Origin of the sequence: Dokdonella aquatica, assembly GCF_051987395.1 — a bacterium.
GTDB lineage: Bacteria > Pseudomonadota > Gammaproteobacteria > Xanthomonadales > Rhodanobacteraceae > Dokdonella.
Window position 1 is genome coordinate 4,193,764 of the sequence record NZ_CP197094.1, and the last position, 16,414, is coordinate 4,210,177.

Genomic DNA, 16,414 nt, shown 5'->3' on the forward strand with positions numbered 1-16,414 from the left:
GCGGAAAGTTCCCCGCGGGATCAGGCCGATTCGTGTTGCGGCGCGGGATAGAGGCGCCCTTCGCGCAACGGCCGGAAGCACGGGGTTTCGTCGTAGAACGCGGCCTCGCCACCGCGGGCATGCCATCCCGGCACGCCCGCGAGCGGCAGCGGGCGCAGGTGTTGCGGATCGTCGAGCAGGGCTCCGGCTGCGATCGCCGCCGCGACGCGCGCGTCGAGGACGTCGCGTGCCTGCGCGGATGAGCACGCGGGCACGTCGCCATGCGGCACGCGCAGCACGACGGCCTTGGCCACGGCCGGCATGTCGCGGCACAGCGCATGCTCGAGCAGTGCATGGCCGAACACGTGCACGGCGATGCGCGGGCCCCAGGCGTCACGACGCGCGTGGAACAGGCCTTTCCAGTCATGCGCGTCCCAGAGTGCGAGCAGGTCGTCCTCGTCGCAGAGCACGATCGCGCCGGCTTCGTCGAAATGCGTCAGCGCGCACTGCGCGCGTGTGCGCTCGCGCGTGCCGACCGCGGCGATGCCGGCAACCTGCCCGGCGTTGAGCGCACGCTTGATGCGCGGGAAACGCAGCCAGACCAGCGCATTGAAGAGGTCGTGCCAGCTGGCCTCGCGCGTTGCGAGAATCCCCGAAGCGATGCGCTGCTCGTAATGCAGGCCGTCGTCGAGCAGGGCGCGATCCTGCGCGACGATGCGTGGGCGCGCGATGCCGTCGCGTCGCTGGGCCGCCGCGCGCGCGGCGTCGAGCACCTCGATCGACGGCCAGTGCGGCCGCGGCAGCCACGGGCCGAACGCGTCCGCCCAGTCGTCGAGCGGCGCTCGCGTCCAGACGGCGTCGGCGACCGCGTCGGGTGGCGGGGCGACGAAGCGCACCGTCGCGCGGCGCTCAGCGCGTCGAGACGATCGGCGGCAGGCGCGCGTCGGTCTTCGGCGCGATGCGCGCGAACAGGTCGTGGTCGTCCGCGGTGACCACGTCGACGTCGACGAACTGGCCGGGCTTGAGCGTGCCGCCGTCCTCGATGTGGACGACACCGTCGATCTCGGGCGCATCGGCCATCGAACGCGCGACCGCGAGACCGTCGTGGACGGCGTCGACGAGCACGCGCTGGCGTGTGCCGATCTTGCGGCCGAGGCGCACCGCCGAGATCTCGGCCTGCACCTCCATGAAGCGCTCGAGGCGTTCCTGCTTGACCTCCTCGGGCACCGGATCCGGCAGGTCGTTGGCCTTCGCGCCGTCGACGGGCGAGTACGCGAACGCGCCGACGCGATCGAGCTCGGCTTCGCGCAGGAAGTCGAGCAGCTCCTCGAACTCGGCCTCGGTCTCGCCCGGAAAGCCGACGATGAAGGTGCTGCGGATCGTCAGTTCCGGGCACATCGCACGCCAGTTGCGCACGCGTGCGAGCACCTTGTCGACCGCGCCCGGGCGCTTCATGAGGCGCAGGATGCGCGGGCTCGCGTGCTGGAACGGGATGTCGAGGTACGGCAGCAGCTTGCCCTCGGCCATCAGCGGGATCACGTCGTCGACGTGCGGGTACGGGTAGACGTAGTGCAGGCGCGCCCACACGCCGAGCTCGGACAGGCCTTCGCAGAGCGCCTTCATGCGCGTCTGGTAGGGCTTGCCGCGCCAGGTGCGCTCGGCGTACTTCACGTCGACACCGTAGGCGCTGGTGTCCTGCGAGATCACGAGCAGTTCCTTGACGCCGCCGCGCACGAGACGCTCGGCCTCACCGAGCACCTCGTCGACCGGACGCGACACGAGATCACCGCGCATCGACGGGATGATGCAGAACGTGCAGCGGTGGTTGCAGCCCTCGGAAATCTTGAGGTAGGCGTAGTGCTTGGGCGTGAGCTTGAGGCCGGCCGGCGGCACGAGATCGAGGAACGGCTCGTGCTTCGGCGGCAGGATCTCGTGCACCGCGCCGACCACGCTCGCGTAGTCCTGCGGGCCCGTGATCGCGAGCACGTCGGGATGGGTCTCGCGGATCAGGTCCGCGCGCTTGCCGAGGCAGCCCGTCACGATGACCTTGCCGTTCTCGGCGAGCGCCTCGCCGATCGCATCGAGCGACTCCTCGACCGCGGCCTCGATGAAGCCGCAGGTGTTGACGACCACCACGTCGGCGTCGTCGTACTGCGGGACGATCGTGTAGCCTTCCACCCGCAACTGGGTGAGGATGCGTTCGGAATCGACCAGCGCCTTCGGACAACCGAGACTGACGAAGCCGACCTTGGGTGCGCGACGTGACATGCGTGCCTGCCGATCTGCGGATGAATCAGCCCGCCAGTCTACCCGCCCGCGCCCGCGCGCGATACTTCCGCCCCGAGGAGGCCCGCATGGGACAGACGCTCCGCCTCACCACCTCCCGCATGCAGTGCATCGGGGCCTACCGCGCCGATCCGGACGGCACGCCGATCGGCGGCATCGTCGTCGCGCAGGAGATCTTCGGCGTCAACGCGCACATCCGCAGCCTCGTCGACCGCTTCGCACGCGCCGGTTACGTCGCCATCGCACCGGCGTTCTTCGACCACCTCGAGGAAGGCGTCGAACTCGGCTACGACGAGGCCGGCATCGTGCGCGGCCGTGCGCTGATCACCGAGCTCGGCCTCGAGCGCGCCGTCGAGGATGTCGGCAGCGCCGCCGAAGCGATCGCCTCGGCGGGCCGCGTCGGCGTGGTCGGCTATTGCTGGGGCGGCACGGTCGCGCTGCTCGCGGCGACCCGGCTCGGCCTGCCTGCGGTGAGCTTCTACGGCGCGCGCAACGTGCAGTTCCTCGACGAACCCGCGCGTGCACCGCTGCAGTTCCACTTCGGCGAGCGCGATGCCTCGATTCCGCCCGAAGCGGTGCAGCGTCATCGCGACACGCTGCCCGACGCCGAGCTGTACACCTACCCGGCCGGGCACGGCTTCCACTGCGATGTGCGTGCCGACCACGACCCGGCGAGCGCGATGCTGGCGTGGGAGCGCACGCTCGCGTTCTTCGCGCGGCACCTCGACGGTGCGGCATGAGCGGCGTGTTCACGCTCGATGCGCGCCTCGCCGGTGACACCCACGCGGTCGCCGAGCTGCCGCTGAGCCGGCTGCTGCTCATGGACGATGCACGCTTCGCCTGGCTCATCCTCGTGCCGCGCGTGGCCGATGCGCGCGACCTGACCGATCTGCCCGCCGACGTGCAGCGGCGCCTGCTCGACGAGATCAACCATGCCGCCGCGGCACTGCGCGCGGTCGCACCGGGCGACAAGCTCAACGTCGCCACGCTCGGCAACGTCGTCGCGCAGCTGCACGTGCACGTGATCCAGCGCCGCATCGGCGACGCCGCCTGGCCCGCGCCGGTATGGGGCCACGGCACGCGCGAGGCGTACACGCCGGCCGATGCCGCGGCACGCGTCGCCGCGCTGCGCGCCGCGCTCGGCGCGCCCTGATCCGCGCGTGGCGATCACGGTGCCCGCGATCGAGCCACTCGGCGAGAGTGTGCTCGTGCTGCGTTTCGACGAGCGCGTCGACCTCGCGCTCAATGCCCGTGTCCACGCCATGGCCGCCGCGCTGCGCGACGCGGCGCTGCCGGGCGTACGCGACCTCGTGCCGGCTTACGCGTCGCTCGCGATCCATTACGACCCGCTCGCGTGGATCACGACGACGGCGTGGCGCACGCACGACGACGAGGTCGACCCGGCCTCGTCGCGGCTCGCCGCACGCGTGCGCGGGATCGTCGAGCGCGTGACGACGATCGACGAGGACGACGGACGCCTCATCGAGGTGCCCGTGCACTACGGTGGCGACGACGGCCCCGATCTGGCCGAGCTGGCCGCGAACGCCGGACTCACGGTCGACGACGCGATCGCGCGCCACGCCGCGGTGACCTACCGCGTCGCGATGCTCGGCTTCGCCCCCGGCTTCCCTTACCTGCTCGGCCTCGATCCGATGCTTCATGCGCCGCGTCTCGCCTCGCCGCGCACGCGCGTGCCGGCCGGGTCGGTCGCGATCGGCGGCGCGCAGACCGGCATCTACCCGAGCCCACTGCCCGGCGGCTGGCGCCTCGTCGGACGCACGCCGCTCGTGCTGTTCGACACCTCGCGTCCCTCGCCGGCGCTGATGCGTGCGGGCGACCGCGTGCGCTTCGTGCCCGCATGAGCATCACGATCGTCCGCGCAGGCGTGCTCACGAGCGTGCAGGACGGCGGCCGCGTCGGCCACGCGGGCGCCGGCATCGGCCGTGCCGGCGCGATGGACACCGAAGCGCTCGAACTGGCCAATGCGCTCGTCGGCAACGCAGCGGATGCGCCCGCACTCGAGATCACGCTGGTCGGGCCGCGCCTGCGTTTCTCGCGCGCGGCATCGATCGCGGTCTGCGGTGCCGACGTGGATCTGCGCATCGACGGTGTCGCGCAGCCGGCGTGGCGTCGCCTGCGCGTCGAGGCCGGCAGTCTCGTCGACGCCTCGCGCCTGCGCCACGGCGCGCGTGCCGTGCTCGCGATCACCGGCGGTATCGATGTGCCGCGTGTGCTCGGCAGTGCTTCGTCGGATCTCAACGCAGGGCTTGGCCCGGCTGCGCTGCGCGACGGCGACACGCTTGCGCTCGGCGACGCCGCCGATCCGCCGCCCGGCGCGGAATGGGGACTCGACCCCGCGCCATGGTTCGATGCCGACCCGCGCATGCCGATCGCGCTCGTGCCCGGCGCACACGCCGACGCACTCGATGCGCGATCGCGCGAGGCCTTGTTCGGCGAGGCGTTCCGCATCGGCAACGACTCCAACCGCGTCGGCTACCGCCTCGAGGGCGTGCCGCTCAGGCTCGCCACGCCGATCGAACTCGTGTCCGGTCCCGTCACGCGCGGTACGCTGCAGCTGCCGCCCGGCGGCACGCCGATCGTGCTCATGGCCGAGCATCCGGTGACCGGCGGCTACCCGCGGATCGGCCAGGTCGCCGCGGTCGACGCGGGTCGTCTCGCCCAGCGACGGCCCGGCGACGGCGTGCGCTTCGTCGCGACGACCGCGGCGCAGGCCCAATCGCGCTACATTGCGCGACGCCTGCAACTCGACGCGCTGCTGCGCGCGATCCGCGAACGACGCCCATGACCCTCGACCTCAACTGCGACCTCGGCGAATCGTTCGGCGCGTGGCGCATGGGCGACGACCTCGGCGTGCTGCCGCACGTGACCTCGGCCAACATCGCCTGCGGCTTCCACGCAGGCGATCCGGCGACGATGCGCAAGACCGTGGCTGCGGCCGTCGCGCACGGCGTCGCGATCGGTGCGCACCCGTCGCTGCCGGACCTGCAGGGCTTCGGCCGCCGCGAGATGCGCATCGGTACCGAGGAGGCCTATGCCCTCGTCGTCTACCAGGTCGGCGCGCTCGCCGCGTTCGCACGCGCCGCCGGCACGCGACTCGTCCACGTCAAACCGCATGGCGCGCTTTACAACATGGCTGCACGCGACCGCACGCTGGCCGAAGCGATCGCCACGGCCGTGTGCGACGTGGACGCCAGGCTCGTGCTCGTAGGACTCGCCGCGAGCGAGCTCACCTCGGCCGGTACGCGCGCCGGGCTGCGCGTGGCACATGAAGCGTTCGCAGACAGGCGCTACCGTGCCGACGGCAGCCTTGCCGCACGCGGCACGCCCGGCGCCGTGATCGACGACGTCGACGACGCGGTCGCGCAGGCGATCGCGATCGCGACGGGCGTGCCGATCGCGACCGTTGACGGCACATCGATCACACTGGCCGCGGACACCTTGTGCGTGCACGGCGATCGCGCCGATGCCGCAACGTTCGCGCGGTCCCTGCGTGAGGGGCTCGTCGCGGCCGGCGTGACGATCGCACCGCTCGCTTCGCCGACATCGGGCTGAGCGCGTCGCGAAACCCTGCGCGATCCGTCGACATCATCCTCCGCGACTGCGCCGTCATGCGGCACGGCCGTACGATGCCCTCAGTCGAACCCGCTCGCGAACAGCCGGTCGCCGATGCGTACGACACGCACGATGAAGCCCTCGGCCGTCGCCGACGTGACATCGATGCGCACGACCCCGTTCGGTGACTGCCATGACTCGCCGACCTTGAACATCGAGCCCTCGTTGTCGGCGACGTTTGCGGGCGGCACGTCGGCATCGATGCTCCACGCGGGTTCGGGCCGGTCGGCGATCACGCGGTGCAGGATCACCGCGCTGCCGGCGAGGTTGCCTTCGTAGACGCCGGTACGCTGGCGCGCCTCGATCGTGATCGTCGGCGCACCGGGCGCGTCGGATTCGGTCACGCTGATCATCTGCAGGCGCGTCGAGCCGTGCAGGCTCGCGCGATCGAGCTGCAGGCCGGAATGGACGCCGTCGGCCGTGATCGCGAGCTTGCGAGCGGGAGCGATCCAGCCGAGCCGCTCGCGGTGCCAGATCGACAGGTGCTTGGCGAGGATGCCGTAGGTGGTATCGAACGTCGCATTCGACCACGCGCCACTCATGACGTCCCAGGGGTTGTCGTAGGGGTCGCCGTCGCCGTCGGAGTTGTTGGCGTGCGGCAGGCCGTAACCGTGGCCCATCTCGTGGCCGAGCGGCGCGAGGTTCTGGAACGACCACGGCGGGTTCCACGTCGAGCTCCAGCACCGGAAGATGCCGTCGAGTTCGCCGCACAGACCGCCGCCCCAGGCGTAGCCGTCGAGGTCGCCGTTGAACATGAGGTTGATGCCTTGCACGCCACCGTTCGCGGCGTAGTCGACGTCGGCATCGGCGGCCGCGGTGCAGTCGTGCCACAGCGCATCGAGGTCCGCGCTCGTGTCGGACACGTAGTGCGAGCGCGGATGCGGCAGCACGTACCAGCCCTTCGCCATGCTGCCCGCGAGGTTGATCATGTCGTAGGACACGTCGCGCCAGAAATGGCCGAGTTGCCCGGGGTTCTCGCCGTACTGGCCCGCGAAGAACGAGAGCGGCTGCTGCTCGTCGGCGATGTCGGCGAACCTGCACATGATCGTCACCCACACCGTCGTGCCGGTAATCGCGGGACGCAGGGTGTCGCGTCCGCCGTCGGCCGCGACGATCGCGGTCGCGGCGAGCCCGCGTGCTCCCTGCCCTTCGCCATCGACAACGACGCGCCTCCCGAACAAGGCGTGCAGGTCCGCCGCTGCGGCGAGCGCGCGATCGGCGTCCAGACGCGTGGCCGTGCCGTCGTCGCCACGCAGCACGACGTCGAATCGCGGTGCCGCACCACGTGCCTCGGCCGGATCACCCCAGCGCAACTCGAGCGAGCCTTCGAGCGTCGCCGCGGACGCGGGCACGGCGAACAGCGCGGCGAGCGCGCAGCAACGGATCGAACGCATGACGCCGGAACTCCCCTTCGTGATCGGTACAACCTAGCCCGTCGGCGCGCTCCGGCGCAATGTGCCGACCGCGCCGAGCCTCTCCAGCGCGGCCACACCGAGACCCAGCCATGTGCCGGCGAGCAGGAAGCCACCGACGATGTCGCTCGGATGATGCACCTGCAGCACCACGCGGCTCGTACCGATCGCGAGCACGAGCACGCCACCGGTGACCGCGACGATCCACGCCGTGCGTGGCGATGCGTGGCGCGCGAGCATCCACGCGAGCAGGCCGTACACCGCGAGCGCGCCCGCGGCATGACCGCTCGGGAAACTCCACCCCGTCTCGACGAGCCAGCCGTGCTCGTGGATCGGACGCTCGCGCGTGAACGCATGCTTGAACGCACGGATCGCGAAGCCGTTCGCGAGCGTCACGAAAAGCCACGCGCCGAGCAGCAGGCCGGCACGGCGCCAGGCGAGCACGCAGGCGACCGCGAACGCGAACGGCATCACGAACACGGTGTCGCCGAGCCGCGTGACCGCGAGCGCGAACGCGAGATCGCCCGGTCCAAGGCGCTCGCCGAGGCCGCGATGGACGGCGTCGTCCCAGCCCGGGATGCGCTCGCCCGCATGGATCGCGAACGCGAGTGCGGCGAAGCCTGCCGCGCACGCCACGGCCACGATGATCGCGATGCGCGACGCGGGCGGCGCCTCGACTATAGGGCGCCGCTGGCGCACACGCGCGAACACGACGAGCGCGAGGCCGACCACGACGAGCAGCCAGAGTCCCGCGTACCCGTCGACGATGGCGCGCGCGGCGTGCTGCACGTCAGGCCGCCACGGCGCGGTCGGGCGTCATGCGCACGGCGTGCACGCAGGCGAATGCGCCGGTCGACGCATCGTGATCCCAGCGTTCGAGGTCGCAGCCTCCGCCGAGCGCCGCATCATGGCGCAGTACGTTGACCGAATTCGGGATGCCGCCGCGCGTGCGCTGCGACACTGCGGTGCCGGCCTGCACGGTCCACACGTCGCGCGGCAGGTCGGCGAAGCGCTCGCGCAACGGACGCACATAGGGCAGATGGATGTGTCCGCCGAGGATCAGGTCGGCACCCGCGTCGGCCCACGTGCGGACGGCATACTCGTGGCCGTGCACGACGTTGGCCTCGTCGTCCGGCGTGATCGCGTGCACGGGATGGTGCAGGGCGACGACGCGCACGCACGACGCAGATACCTTGCGCAATGCCGCGGCGACGCGCTCGACTTCCGCTGTATCGAGGTGGCCATCCTTGTGGCGTGCGGGATCGGTGGAGTCCACGCCGATGACGTGGAAATCCTTGCCCGCCCGCGCCGGCGCGAGGTCGTGCCCGAACGCCCGCGCGTAGCCTGCGTACGGCTGGAACAGACGCGCCGGCAGGTTGAACAGCGGCATGTCGTGGTTGCCTGGCACCGCGAGCACCGGGGCGCGCAGGCGCGCGAGGAACGCCGTCGCGGCGGCGAACTGGGCACGCCGCGCACGCTGGGTGACGTCGCCGGTGAGGACGACCAGCCACGGCGCGAGGCGGCGTTCGAGATCGACCAGCGCTTCGACGACCTCGGGCTGCTCGGTACCGAAATGCGGATCCGAGATGTGCAGCAGCACGCTCATCCTGGATCCGCGTGGCGACCCGGCGGGGCGACGAGGCGCAGCGGGCGCGGATGCACCTCGAACACGAGTGGAAAGTGCGTCCAGGTGATCTCGCCGTCGAGCGCGAGCTTGACGCGACGTTTCTGCGCGCCGTGACGCGGACGCGCCACGAGTTTGCGGAAGGTGTGCGTGAGCACGTCATCGGCTTCGCCGAGGCGCCCCATCGCACCGCCGAAGATGAGCCCGAGCATGCGCCACTTGCCGATCGGGCGCAGACTGATGGCGACGAGCCGGCCATCGCGAACCGCATCGGCCTCGGTGATGCCGATGCGCTCGAGCTGCAACGCGTTGTTGCCGACCACCAGCGTAGGCGTGCGCAAGGGTTTGGCGCCGTCGCCGTCGTCGACGACCATCGTGACCGGCCGGTGCTCGCGCAGCATCGTCACGAGACCCGACCACAGCGCGACGATCCGGCGCCTGCCGAGACGCTGCTTCCATGCCTCGCGATCCTCGAGGACCTCGGGATAGAGGCCGAGGCTCGCGTTGACGAGGAACACATGGCCGTTGACGCGCCCGACCTGGGCGGGGCGCTCGGGCGAGGTCAGCAGCAGGTCGAGTGCCGCGTCGAGATCGGAAGGAATGCCGTGCGCACGGCCGAAGAAATTGAACGTACCCTGCGGCAACACGCCGAAACGCACGCTGGCCTCGAGCGCGGCGGCGCTGACCGCGCTGATCGTGCCGTCGCCACCCGAAGCGACGAGCGTCGCATCGCGTTCGGCCGCCTGGCGCGCCGCGGATGCAGCGACCTCCGCGAGCTTCGAGGCATCCTCGATGAGTTCGAAGCGGTGCGCGATGCCGGCCTCGCGGAAGCGCGCGTCGATGCGCTCGCGGGCGAGCGTGGCGTCGTCGCGCCCCGACCCCGCGTTCATGACGATGATGAAGCGCGGCGATCGGGCATCGGTCGACATCGGGCTTCGGCTCGCGGGGGCGGGATCCGTATGGAAGCGTTCACGCGATGAACCGGATCGTAACCGCGGCCACCATGATGCGCATCGTCTCGCGGCAGGCACCGACAAACCCGCGTTGCCACGGTACGCAGCCCCACGTCCGGCAGTGGGCATGCAGGCTCTCGGCCGGCTACGATGCGCGATCTCCCGAGGCGGACGCTCGATGGCCGAACCGATTTCGTACTGGCCTCTGCTCGGCGTCGGCGTCGTCGTCGCGGGCTTCGCGCTTCGACGCAATCCGGTGCTCGTCGTGGTCACGGCAGGCGTCGTCAGCGGGCTCGCCTCGGGCAAGCCGATACCGGAACTGCTCGCGCTGCTCGGCGGGGCCTTCATCGAGAACCGCCTGCTGCTGTTGCTGCTGCTGACGTTCCCGGTGATCGGCCTGCTCGAGCGCCATGGCCTGCGCGAGCGTGCACGTACGTGGATCGGCGGTTTCCGAGGCCTCACGCTCGCGCGCTTCCTGACCACCTACCTCGGCCTGCGCCAGCTGCTCGGCATGGTCGGCCTGACCCAGGTCGCCGGCCACGTGCAGACCGTGCGTCCGCTCGTCGCGCCGATGAGCGAAGCCGCTGCCGCGCGCAGCCTCGCCGGCGACACGGACGAAGCGCCCAGCCTGCGCGACGACGAGAAGCACGACGTGCGCGCGATGGCGGCGGCCACCGACAACGTCGGCCTGTTCTTCGGCGAGGACGTCTTCATCGCCTTCGGCGCGGTACTGCTGATCCAGGGGTTCTATGCGCGCAACGGCATCGAGCTCGAGCCGCTTTCGATCGCGCTGTGGGCGCTGCCGACCGCGATCTTCGCGTTCGCGATCCACGCGACGCGCCTGTGGCTCATGCAGCGCCGCATGCGGCGCGCGCGTGCCGCGACGGAGGTGACGCGTGCTGAAGGTTGAGCACCTCTACCTCGTCGTCGGCGCCTTCCTGCTCGCCACGGCGTGGATGAACCTGCGCGCGCGGCGCGCCTCGATGGCGGCGTTCTGGGCGATCCTCTCCCTGCCCTTCCTCGCCGGCGACGCGATCCTCGCCGCGCTCGCGGCGGGCCGTGCGTGGCCGGCGCAGGCGATGGGCGTCGGCGTACTCGCGCTCGGCGTGCTCGCCGCACGCAATCCGCTGCGCCCGTCGACCGAATCCGCCGAGGCCGCGACGGCACGCGAGCATTCGGCGGCGACACTCGGCAACCGGCTGTTCCTGCCCGCGCTCGCGATCCCGGCACTGACGCTGGTGCTGTACTTCGGCGGCCGCCACGTGGTGGTCGGTGGCGCGACGCTGCTCGATGCCAAGGCGGTCACGCTGACCGCGCTCGGCCTCGCGAGCCTCGTCGCGCTCGCGATCGCGTTGCGGACCACGCGCGCGACGCCGCTGACGGCGATCGGCGAAGGCCGTCGTCTGCTCGACGCGCTCGGCTGGGCGGTCATGCTGCCGATGGTGCTCGCCACGCTCGGCAGCGTGTTCGCGGCGACCGGCGTCGGCGATGCGATCGCCGCGATCGCGTCGGCGGTGATCCCGGTCGACAACCGCATCGCCTGCCTGCTCGCGTTCGCGTTCGGCATGGTCGGCTTCACGATGATCATGGGCAACGCGTTCGCGGCGTTCCCGGTCATGATGGCCGGCATCGGCCTGCCGCTGCTCGTGCAGCGCCACGGCGCCGATCCCGCGATCCTCGGTGCGATCGGCATGCTGACCGGCTACTGCGGCACGCTCCTGACGCCGATGGCGGCGAACTTCAACATCGTTCCGGCCGTGCTGCTCGAACTGCCCGATCCCTACGGCGTGATCCGCAAGCAGGTCGCCACGGCGCTCGCGCTGATCGTCGTCAATGTCGGGCTCATGGCCGTGCTGGTGTTCCGATGACGCCGACCGTCCTGCTCACCGGCTTCGAGGCGTTCGGCGGCGATGCGTCGAACCCGTCGCTCGAGATCGTGCGGCGTCTCGACGGCGAGCGGATCGCCGGGCATCGCGTCGCCGGTGCGATCCTGCCGGTCTCGTTCGCGGACGCGCCGGCCGCGCTCGAGGCGGCGATCGACGCACACGCACCGTCCCTCGTCGTCGCACTCGGCCAGGCCGGCGGACGCGAGGGCATCACGCTCGAACGCGTCGCGGTCAACCTCGTCGACGCGCGCATCGCCGACAATCTCGGTGACCAGCCGATCGATGTCGAGGTGGTCGCGGGTGGCCCTCCCGCGTACTTCACGACACTGCCGGTCAAGGCGATGCTCGCTCGGGTGCAGACGCTCGGCATCCCGTCGTCGCTGTCGCTGACTGCGGGCAGCTATGTCTGCAACCAGGTCGCCTACGCGCTCGCGCACCGCCTCGCACGCGACGGCGGCAGCGTGCGTGGAGGCTTCATCCACGTGCCGTGGTCGTCCGAACAGGCGATCTGCCATCCCGGCCAGCCGTGCCTGCCGGTCGATGCGATGGTGATCGCGATACGCGCGGCGATCGAGACGGCGATCGTCACGCACGTGGATCTCGTCGTCGCCGGTGGTGCGACGCACTGACGTGCGCCGCGCGAACGTCAGCAGCCGCTGCCCTTGTCGTTTTCCTTGACGAGCTCGACCACGAGCTGCCCGGTGTCGACGTAGGGAAGCTTCACCGTGACCGGATCGGTGGAGTAGTAGAAGCCCGCACGCGTGGGCGCCTTGATCTTGTCGCGCGCCTTCGAATCGTAGGTCTTGCCGATGTCCTCGGGCGTCGTCGCGACCGCGAAGCGGCGTACCTTCTCGAGCGAGATGCAGGCGAGCAGGCGGGTCGGCTTGAACGGACGGATGTCGAGATAGAGCGGCTCGACGGGCTTGGCGTCGCGCACCTGCCCTTCGTCGTCAAGCACGTAGAGGATCGGCTTGAACACGGTGTTGCCGCGGCCCTTGCGTGCCTTCTCGGCGACGACCTGGATGCGCACGGCGACGTTGTCGAACTCGCGCTGCAGCTCGACCTCGCGGAAGCGGCTGCGGCCCTGCGGGAAATCACGCTGCTCGGACTCCGGACCGACCTTGAAACGCTCCGGGCGCTCGAGGCCGAGGACGACGGGACCGTCGTCCGGGGCCTGCTTGACGTCGGGCGCCGACGGCTTCGCGCCGAACAGGCGCTCCTTCCATTCGACGAAGAAGTTGTCGGCATGCGCGGGCTGAGATGCAGCGGCGAGCGCGGCGAGGACGACGAGGCGGAGGGGAATCGACATGCGGTGGGCCCGGGTGCGCTGGACCATGCGTGGCGCGGACCCCGACGCGCCGCGCATGGCGGAAATGGAAGACTATTGTGCCGCGATCGGCACGAGCTCCTTGCCTTCGAGCACGAACGCCTCGATCTGCAGGCCCTTGCCGACGCTGCCGATCACGCGCTTCTGCTCGTCGCTGGCCTTCTTGCCGTTCTTGAGCACGATGCCGGTGATCTTCTTGGTGTCCTTCAGATCGCTGATGTAGCCGAACAGTTCGGCCTTGCCGAACGTGAAGCCGTCGATCGAGTAGCGATCGTCCTTGGCCGGCGTGACCATCGCGCGGCCGTCCTTGACGTCGGCCGCCTGCACGGCGCCGGCGAGGAAGAGCGCGGCGAGCAGTGCGCCGAGGGCGAGACGCATCGTCTTGAAGCGGGTGATCATGGCGCGTGTCTCCGTCATTCGGACTTGGTGGTGGCCTGGATGCGGCTGATGCCGTCCTTCTCCTGCACGTACGCCGTGAACTTCATCTCGACCGCGATGCGGGCGAGCGCCACGACGTGCGAATCCTTGACCTTCTGCTTCTCGCCGCGCTTGAGCAGGACGGTCTGCATCGGCAGCGCCTGCTCCTGGCGGTAGCGCAACGCCGCGCGCAGGTCCTCGACCGTCAGCGGCGCCTCGAGGTAGTCGAACTGGTCGTCCTTCTCGGCGACGAGCACGACGTCGAACTGGCCCGGCACGTCGCCCGCCGCCACGGCGTCCGGCTTCGCGCCCTTGCCACCGCAGGCCGTGAGCAGGGCCAGCAGCGAGGCGACGATGACGAGGCGCAGGGAACGGTTGCGGGTGACCAACGGCATGGGCGACTCTCCTGGCGACGTCTCGTGGGGCGGCAAGGTTACCACCGTACGCCGTGCGCCGCGTGGCGGCACGATGGCCGCGCGATGGCCTCGGCCGGGCGACGCATCAGGTACGCGGCAGCGTCACGCCCTGCTGGCCCATGTATTTGCCGCCGCGATCCTTGTAGCTCGTCTCGCAGTCCTCGTCGGACTCGAGGAACAGCATCTGGGCCACGCCCTCGTTGGCGTAGATGCGCGCCGGCAGCGGCGTCGTGTTCGAGAACTCGAGCGTGACGTGGCCTTCCCATTCGGGTTCGAGCGGCGTCACGTTGACGATGATGCCGCAGCGTGCATAGGTCGACTTGCCGAGGCAGATCGTGAGCACGCGGCGCGGGATGCGGAAGTACTCGACCGTGCGCGCGAGCGCGAAGGAATTCGGAGGGATGATGCAGACGTCGCCCGTGAAGTCGACGAAATTGCGCGAGTCGAACGCCTTCGGATCGACGATGGTGGAGTTGATGTTGGTGAAGATCTTGAATTCGTTCGCGCAGCGCACGTCGTAGCCGTAGCTCGAGGTGCCGTAGGAGATCAGCCTCGATCCGTCACCGCCGAGCTTGACCTGGCCCGGCTCGAACGGCTCGATCATGCGCTCGCCTTCGGCCATGCGGCGGATCCAACGGTCGGACTTGATGCTCATGCGCGGTTCGTCGAGGCGGGCGTGGCGGGGCCGGCACGGTACCACGCCGCGAACCGCCGGGCGATCACGCGCGGAGCCGGCATACCGCGGGCCGCGTGCTGCACTAGCATGGTGCCCCCGATCCTGCGGAGCCCTGCATGTCCGACGCCACCACCGAATTCGAGGCCGCGGCGTTCCGCCGCCTGCTCGCCCACCTCGGCCGCCGCAGCGACGTCCAGAACATCGACCTCATGACGCTGGCCGGTTTCTGCCGCAACTGCCTGGCCGACTGGTATCGCGAAGCCGCAGCCGAACGCGGCGTCGCGATCGACAAGGATGCCGCACGCGAGCGCGTCTACGGCGAACCGTTCGCGGCCTGGAAGGCCCGGCACCAGCGCGAGGCCACGCCGGAGCAGCTCGCGGCGTTCGAGGCGGCGCAGAAGCGCCATCCGCCGCACGGTTGAGCGGCCGCATGCGTCGGCGCGATGTCCTCCGGCCAGGGGTGCGCGCGGGTGCCGCCGTCAGGCACGCACCGACGACCACGGTTCCGACAGGCTCGATGCGATGCATGATCGAGTCCATCGCTCCTCCACCACGCCAGGGAACGCCTTTTCCATGATCGTCAGGTTGCTGCAGGTCGCCGCCGTCTCGATGGTGCTCGCGGGTTGCGGCATGTCCGCGGACACCGACGAGGCATGGAAGAACGTCGTGATCGCGTCCGGGGACGATTGCCCCGACATCGCTGGCACCTACGTGGTGCTCGACGATCCTGCCTACGTCATGCTCGGCGGTCCGCCCGCGGGACCCGACACGTCGTGGCAGACGATCACCCTGGCCGGCGATGCCGCACGCGCGATCGAGGTGACGGTCCACGACGCATGGACCGGACGGACCAACGCGACGCCGATCAGGCGCATCCGCGGTACCGACTACACCTGCAGCGACGGCTGGCTGCAGGCCGAATGGCCTTATGGCCGATTCCCGTTCGACCGGGCGGCGGATGGCGTTCCTCAGGGCGCCGACGCGGAAAAGTCCATGAGCATCGCCAGGAACACGCTCGGCGAGCTCGTCGTACGCACGAACATCCGCACGTGGGAGAGCTTCTCCGTATGGTGCGGTGACGGTTGCGCGTCCATCCCTCTCCCGTTCACCGGCAGCACGCGCCACCAATGGTCGCGCTGGCCGGCCAGCCCCCGGGACCCGTCTCCACTGTCCGCAGGAGCGTCGCTTGCCGATGACGGCACGCCTGAAGGCGCGGCTGCGCGTCGCCTCGCGCCGCTGTTGCCGCCGCACATCAGGCTGGTCCGCATCGTGAGCATGGGTGACAACCAGTGGAACGCCAGCTTGCAGGGCGGCGGCGGAAGCGTGCCCGCGCTGCAGGGTGCCCTGCAGACCTCGGGCGACCTGCTGGTCGACAACCTCCGGATCGACGCGGCGTCTCCGCTGAAGGCGTTCGTGGTCACGTTCCGCTTCGCGCCGACTGCGGAGGAGAATGCAGCCAGGAAGGCGCAGGAAGCGACAAGGCGGGAACACGCCCTGCAACGCGAGGCCGAAGTGAGCGCGCTCGTGAAGCGGCTCCTGCCGAGCTTTCCCAGGGGCATGACCACCACGGGCTATCGCCTCGAGGCGGACGGTTTCCTCGTGGAACTCCGACACCGCGACGAGCGCGCGTTCGAGGAACTGCTGACTCGCGCCGTTGCGTCGGGAGAGTTCTCGTCGGCCGACATCAAGGCGCGCAAGTCACCCGATCCCGAACGGAATCAGGTCGTGGAGGTGCTGCTCGTGCCGACCACGCCTATCCGTCCGGCGCCGAAGCTCGAGCCGCTGCCGCCGACCGCGCAATGAAG

The 16,414-nt window shown here is 70.4% G+C and carries 20 protein-coding genes; 10 read left to right on the plus strand and 10 right to left on the minus strand.

Annotation, left to right across the window (positions count from 1 at the left end; genetic code table 11):
* Positions 1-20: 20 nt before the first annotated feature.
* Both ACQQ2N_RS18625 and rimO read right to left on the minus strand, forming a co-directional pair.
* Entirely contained in the window at positions 21-875 is an 855-nt protein-coding gene (locus tag ACQQ2N_RS18625; protein ID WP_440223070.1) for a DUF3025 domain-containing protein, read from the minus strand.
* Between the two features lie 13 nt (positions 876-888).
* The gene (gene rimO / locus ACQQ2N_RS18630; RefSeq protein WP_440223071.1) at positions 889-2,247 is read right to left on the minus strand and encodes a 30S ribosomal protein S12 methylthiotransferase RimO; all 1,359 of its coding nucleotides are present in this window, start codon (positions 2,245-2,247) and stop codon (positions 889-891) included.
* An 86-nt stretch (positions 2,248-2,333) separates the two neighbouring features.
* Here rimO and ACQQ2N_RS18635 point away from each other — a divergent pair, with 86 nt between their 5' ends.
* Genes ACQQ2N_RS18635 through ACQQ2N_RS18655 form a run of 5 tightly spaced genes read left to right on the plus strand, consistent with a single transcriptional unit; the run spans position 2,334 to position 5,838 of the window.
* A complete protein-coding gene (locus ACQQ2N_RS18635) occupies positions 2,334-3,005 on the plus strand; it encodes a dienelactone hydrolase family protein (protein ID WP_440223072.1) in 672 nt (223 codons plus the stop codon).
* Entirely contained in the window at positions 3,002-3,418 is a 417-nt protein-coding gene (locus ACQQ2N_RS18640; RefSeq protein ID WP_440223073.1) for an HIT domain-containing protein, read from the plus strand. The genes ACQQ2N_RS18635 and ACQQ2N_RS18640 overlap by 4 nt, the downstream gene beginning before the upstream one ends.
* A 7-nt stretch (positions 3,419-3,425) precedes the next feature.
* Positions 3,426-4,127 carry a 5-oxoprolinase subunit PxpB gene (gene pxpB / locus ACQQ2N_RS18645; protein WP_440223074.1) on the plus strand — a complete coding sequence of 234 codons (702 nt, stop codon included), beginning with the start codon at positions 3,426-3,428 and terminating at the stop codon, positions 4,125-4,127.
* Positions 4,124-5,071 carry a biotin-dependent carboxyltransferase family protein gene (locus ACQQ2N_RS18650; protein WP_440223075.1) on the plus strand — a complete coding sequence of 316 codons (948 nt, stop codon included), beginning with the start codon at positions 4,124-4,126 and terminating at the stop codon, positions 5,069-5,071. Before pxpB ends, ACQQ2N_RS18650 begins: the two co-directional genes overlap by 4 nt.
* Positions 5,068-5,838, plus strand: a complete 771-nt coding sequence (locus ACQQ2N_RS18655; RefSeq protein WP_440223076.1) for a LamB/YcsF family protein — start codon at positions 5,068-5,070, stop codon at positions 5,836-5,838. The genes ACQQ2N_RS18650 and ACQQ2N_RS18655 overlap by 4 nt, the downstream gene beginning before the upstream one ends.
* Before the next feature lie 80 nt (positions 5,839-5,918).
* Here the strand turns inward: ACQQ2N_RS18655 and ACQQ2N_RS18660 are convergent, their stop codons facing one another.
* Genes ACQQ2N_RS18660 through ACQQ2N_RS18675 form a run of 4 tightly spaced genes read right to left on the minus strand, consistent with a single transcriptional unit; the run spans position 5,919 to position 9,863 of the window.
* Positions 5,919-7,292 carry a hypothetical protein gene (locus tag ACQQ2N_RS18660; RefSeq protein WP_440223077.1) on the minus strand — a complete coding sequence of 458 codons (1,374 nt, stop codon included), beginning with the start codon at positions 7,290-7,292 and terminating at the stop codon, positions 5,919-5,921.
* 33 nt (positions 7,293-7,325) lie between these two features.
* Entirely contained in the window at positions 7,326-8,099 is a 774-nt protein-coding gene (locus tag ACQQ2N_RS18665) for a phosphatase PAP2 family protein (RefSeq protein WP_440223078.1), read from the minus strand.
* A 1-nt stretch (position 8,100) separates the two neighbouring features.
* The gene (locus tag ACQQ2N_RS18670; RefSeq protein WP_440223079.1) at positions 8,101-8,916 is read right to left on the minus strand and encodes a metallophosphoesterase family protein; all 816 of its coding nucleotides are present in this window, start codon (positions 8,914-8,916) and stop codon (positions 8,101-8,103) included.
* Positions 8,913-9,863 (minus strand): diacylglycerol/lipid kinase family protein, encoded by a 951-nt coding sequence (locus ACQQ2N_RS18675; protein ID WP_440223080.1) that lies wholly within the window; start codon positions 9,861-9,863, stop codon positions 8,913-8,915. Before ACQQ2N_RS18675 ends, ACQQ2N_RS18670 begins: the two co-directional genes overlap by 4 nt.
* Before the next feature lie 202 nt (positions 9,864-10,065).
* Between ACQQ2N_RS18675 and ACQQ2N_RS18680 the strand changes: the two genes are divergently transcribed.
* The 3 genes from ACQQ2N_RS18680 to pcp are packed head-to-tail and all read left to right on the plus strand — an operon-like array spanning position 10,066 to position 12,402.
* A complete protein-coding gene (locus ACQQ2N_RS18680) occupies positions 10,066-10,797 on the plus strand; it encodes a DUF969 domain-containing protein (protein WP_440223081.1) in 732 nt (243 codons plus the stop codon).
* Positions 10,784-11,755, plus strand: a complete 972-nt coding sequence (locus ACQQ2N_RS18685) for a DUF979 domain-containing protein (RefSeq protein WP_440223082.1) — start codon at positions 10,784-10,786, stop codon at positions 11,753-11,755. The genes ACQQ2N_RS18680 and ACQQ2N_RS18685 overlap by 14 nt, the downstream gene beginning before the upstream one ends.
* A complete protein-coding gene (gene pcp, locus ACQQ2N_RS18690) occupies positions 11,752-12,402 on the plus strand; it encodes a pyroglutamyl-peptidase I (protein ID WP_440223083.1) in 651 nt (216 codons plus the stop codon). The genes ACQQ2N_RS18685 and pcp overlap by 4 nt, the downstream gene beginning before the upstream one ends.
* Before the next feature lie 17 nt (positions 12,403-12,419).
* Here the strand turns inward: pcp and ACQQ2N_RS18695 are convergent, their stop codons facing one another.
* The 4 genes from ACQQ2N_RS18695 to dcd all read right to left on the minus strand — a co-directional run bounded on the left by ACQQ2N_RS18695 (position 12,420) and on the right by dcd (position 14,588).
* Complete coding sequence (locus ACQQ2N_RS18695) at positions 12,420-13,082, minus strand: hypothetical protein (protein ID WP_440223084.1); 663 nt, start codon at positions 13,080-13,082, stop codon at positions 12,420-12,422.
* Positions 13,083-13,154: 72 nt separating this feature from the next.
* A complete protein-coding gene (locus ACQQ2N_RS18700; protein ID WP_440223085.1) occupies positions 13,155-13,499 on the minus strand; it encodes a hypothetical protein in 345 nt (114 codons plus the stop codon).
* Between the two features lie 14 nt (positions 13,500-13,513).
* A complete protein-coding gene (locus tag ACQQ2N_RS18705; protein WP_440223086.1) occupies positions 13,514-13,912 on the minus strand; it encodes a hypothetical protein in 399 nt (132 codons plus the stop codon).
* A 106-nt stretch (positions 13,913-14,018) separates the two neighbouring features.
* Positions 14,019-14,588 (minus strand): dCTP deaminase, encoded by a 570-nt coding sequence (gene dcd / locus ACQQ2N_RS18710; protein ID WP_440223087.1) that lies wholly within the window; start codon positions 14,586-14,588, stop codon positions 14,019-14,021.
* 137 nt (positions 14,589-14,725) lie between these two features.
* Between dcd and ACQQ2N_RS18715 the strand changes: the two genes are divergently transcribed.
* Together ACQQ2N_RS18715 and ACQQ2N_RS18720 are read left to right on the plus strand one after the other, a co-directional pair.
* A complete protein-coding gene (locus tag ACQQ2N_RS18715; protein ID WP_440223088.1) occupies positions 14,726-15,031 on the plus strand; it encodes a DUF1244 domain-containing protein in 306 nt (101 codons plus the stop codon).
* Between the two features lie 100 nt (positions 15,032-15,131).
* On the plus strand, positions 15,132-16,412 hold the full coding sequence (locus ACQQ2N_RS18720) for a hypothetical protein (RefSeq protein WP_440223089.1): 1,281 nt from the start codon (positions 15,132-15,134) through the stop codon (positions 16,410-16,412).
* Positions 16,413-16,414: the final 2 nt, after the last annotated feature.

Bases quoted from the DNA above. Each gene is read 5' to 3' on its own strand.
- ACQQ2N_RS18640 (WP_440223073.1), top strand. From the start codon at position 3,002: ATGAGCGGCGTGTTCACGCTCGATGCGCGCCTCGCCGGTGACACCCAC.
- ACQQ2N_RS18655 (WP_440223076.1), top strand. From the start codon at position 5,068: ATGACCCTCGACCTCAACTGCGACCTCGGCGAATCGTTCGGCGCGTGG.
- dcd (WP_440223087.1), bottom strand. From the start codon at position 14,588: ATGAGCATCAAGTCCGACCGTTGGATCCGCCGCATGGCCGAAGGCGAG.
- ACQQ2N_RS18700 (WP_440223085.1), bottom strand. From the start codon at position 13,499: ATGATCACCCGCTTCAAGACGATGCGTCTCGCCCTCGGCGCACTGCTC.
- ACQQ2N_RS18675 (WP_440223080.1), bottom strand. From the start codon at position 9,863: ATGTCGACCGATGCCCGATCGCCGCGCTTCATCATCGTCATGAACGCG.
- ACQQ2N_RS18695 (WP_440223084.1), bottom strand. From the start codon at position 13,082: ATGTCGATTCCCCTCCGCCTCGTCGTCCTCGCCGCGCTCGCCGCTGCA.
- ACQQ2N_RS18715 (WP_440223088.1), top strand. From the start codon at position 14,726: ATGTCCGACGCCACCACCGAATTCGAGGCCGCGGCGTTCCGCCGCCTG.
- ACQQ2N_RS18680 (WP_440223081.1), top strand. From the start codon at position 10,066: ATGGCCGAACCGATTTCGTACTGGCCTCTGCTCGGCGTCGGCGTCGTC.
- pcp (WP_440223083.1), top strand. From the start codon at position 11,752: ATGACGCCGACCGTCCTGCTCACCGGCTTCGAGGCGTTCGGCGGCGAT.
- ACQQ2N_RS18650 (WP_440223075.1), top strand. From the start codon at position 4,124: ATGAGCATCACGATCGTCCGCGCAGGCGTGCTCACGAGCGTGCAGGAC.
- ACQQ2N_RS18670 (WP_440223079.1), bottom strand. From the start codon at position 8,916: ATGAGCGTGCTGCTGCACATCTCGGATCCGCATTTCGGTACCGAGCAG.
- ACQQ2N_RS18720 (WP_440223089.1), top strand. From the start codon at position 15,132: ATGCATGATCGAGTCCATCGCTCCTCCACCACGCCAGGGAACGCCTTT.
- rimO (WP_440223071.1), bottom strand. From the start codon at position 2,247: ATGTCACGTCGCGCACCCAAGGTCGGCTTCGTCAGTCTCGGTTGTCCG.
- ACQQ2N_RS18635 (WP_440223072.1), top strand. From the start codon at position 2,334: ATGGGACAGACGCTCCGCCTCACCACCTCCCGCATGCAGTGCATCGGG.
- ACQQ2N_RS18660 (WP_440223077.1), bottom strand. From the start codon at position 7,292: ATGCGTTCGATCCGTTGCTGCGCGCTCGCCGCGCTGTTCGCCGTGCCC.
- ACQQ2N_RS18705 (WP_440223086.1), bottom strand. From the start codon at position 13,912: ATGCCGTTGGTCACCCGCAACCGTTCCCTGCGCCTCGTCATCGTCGCC.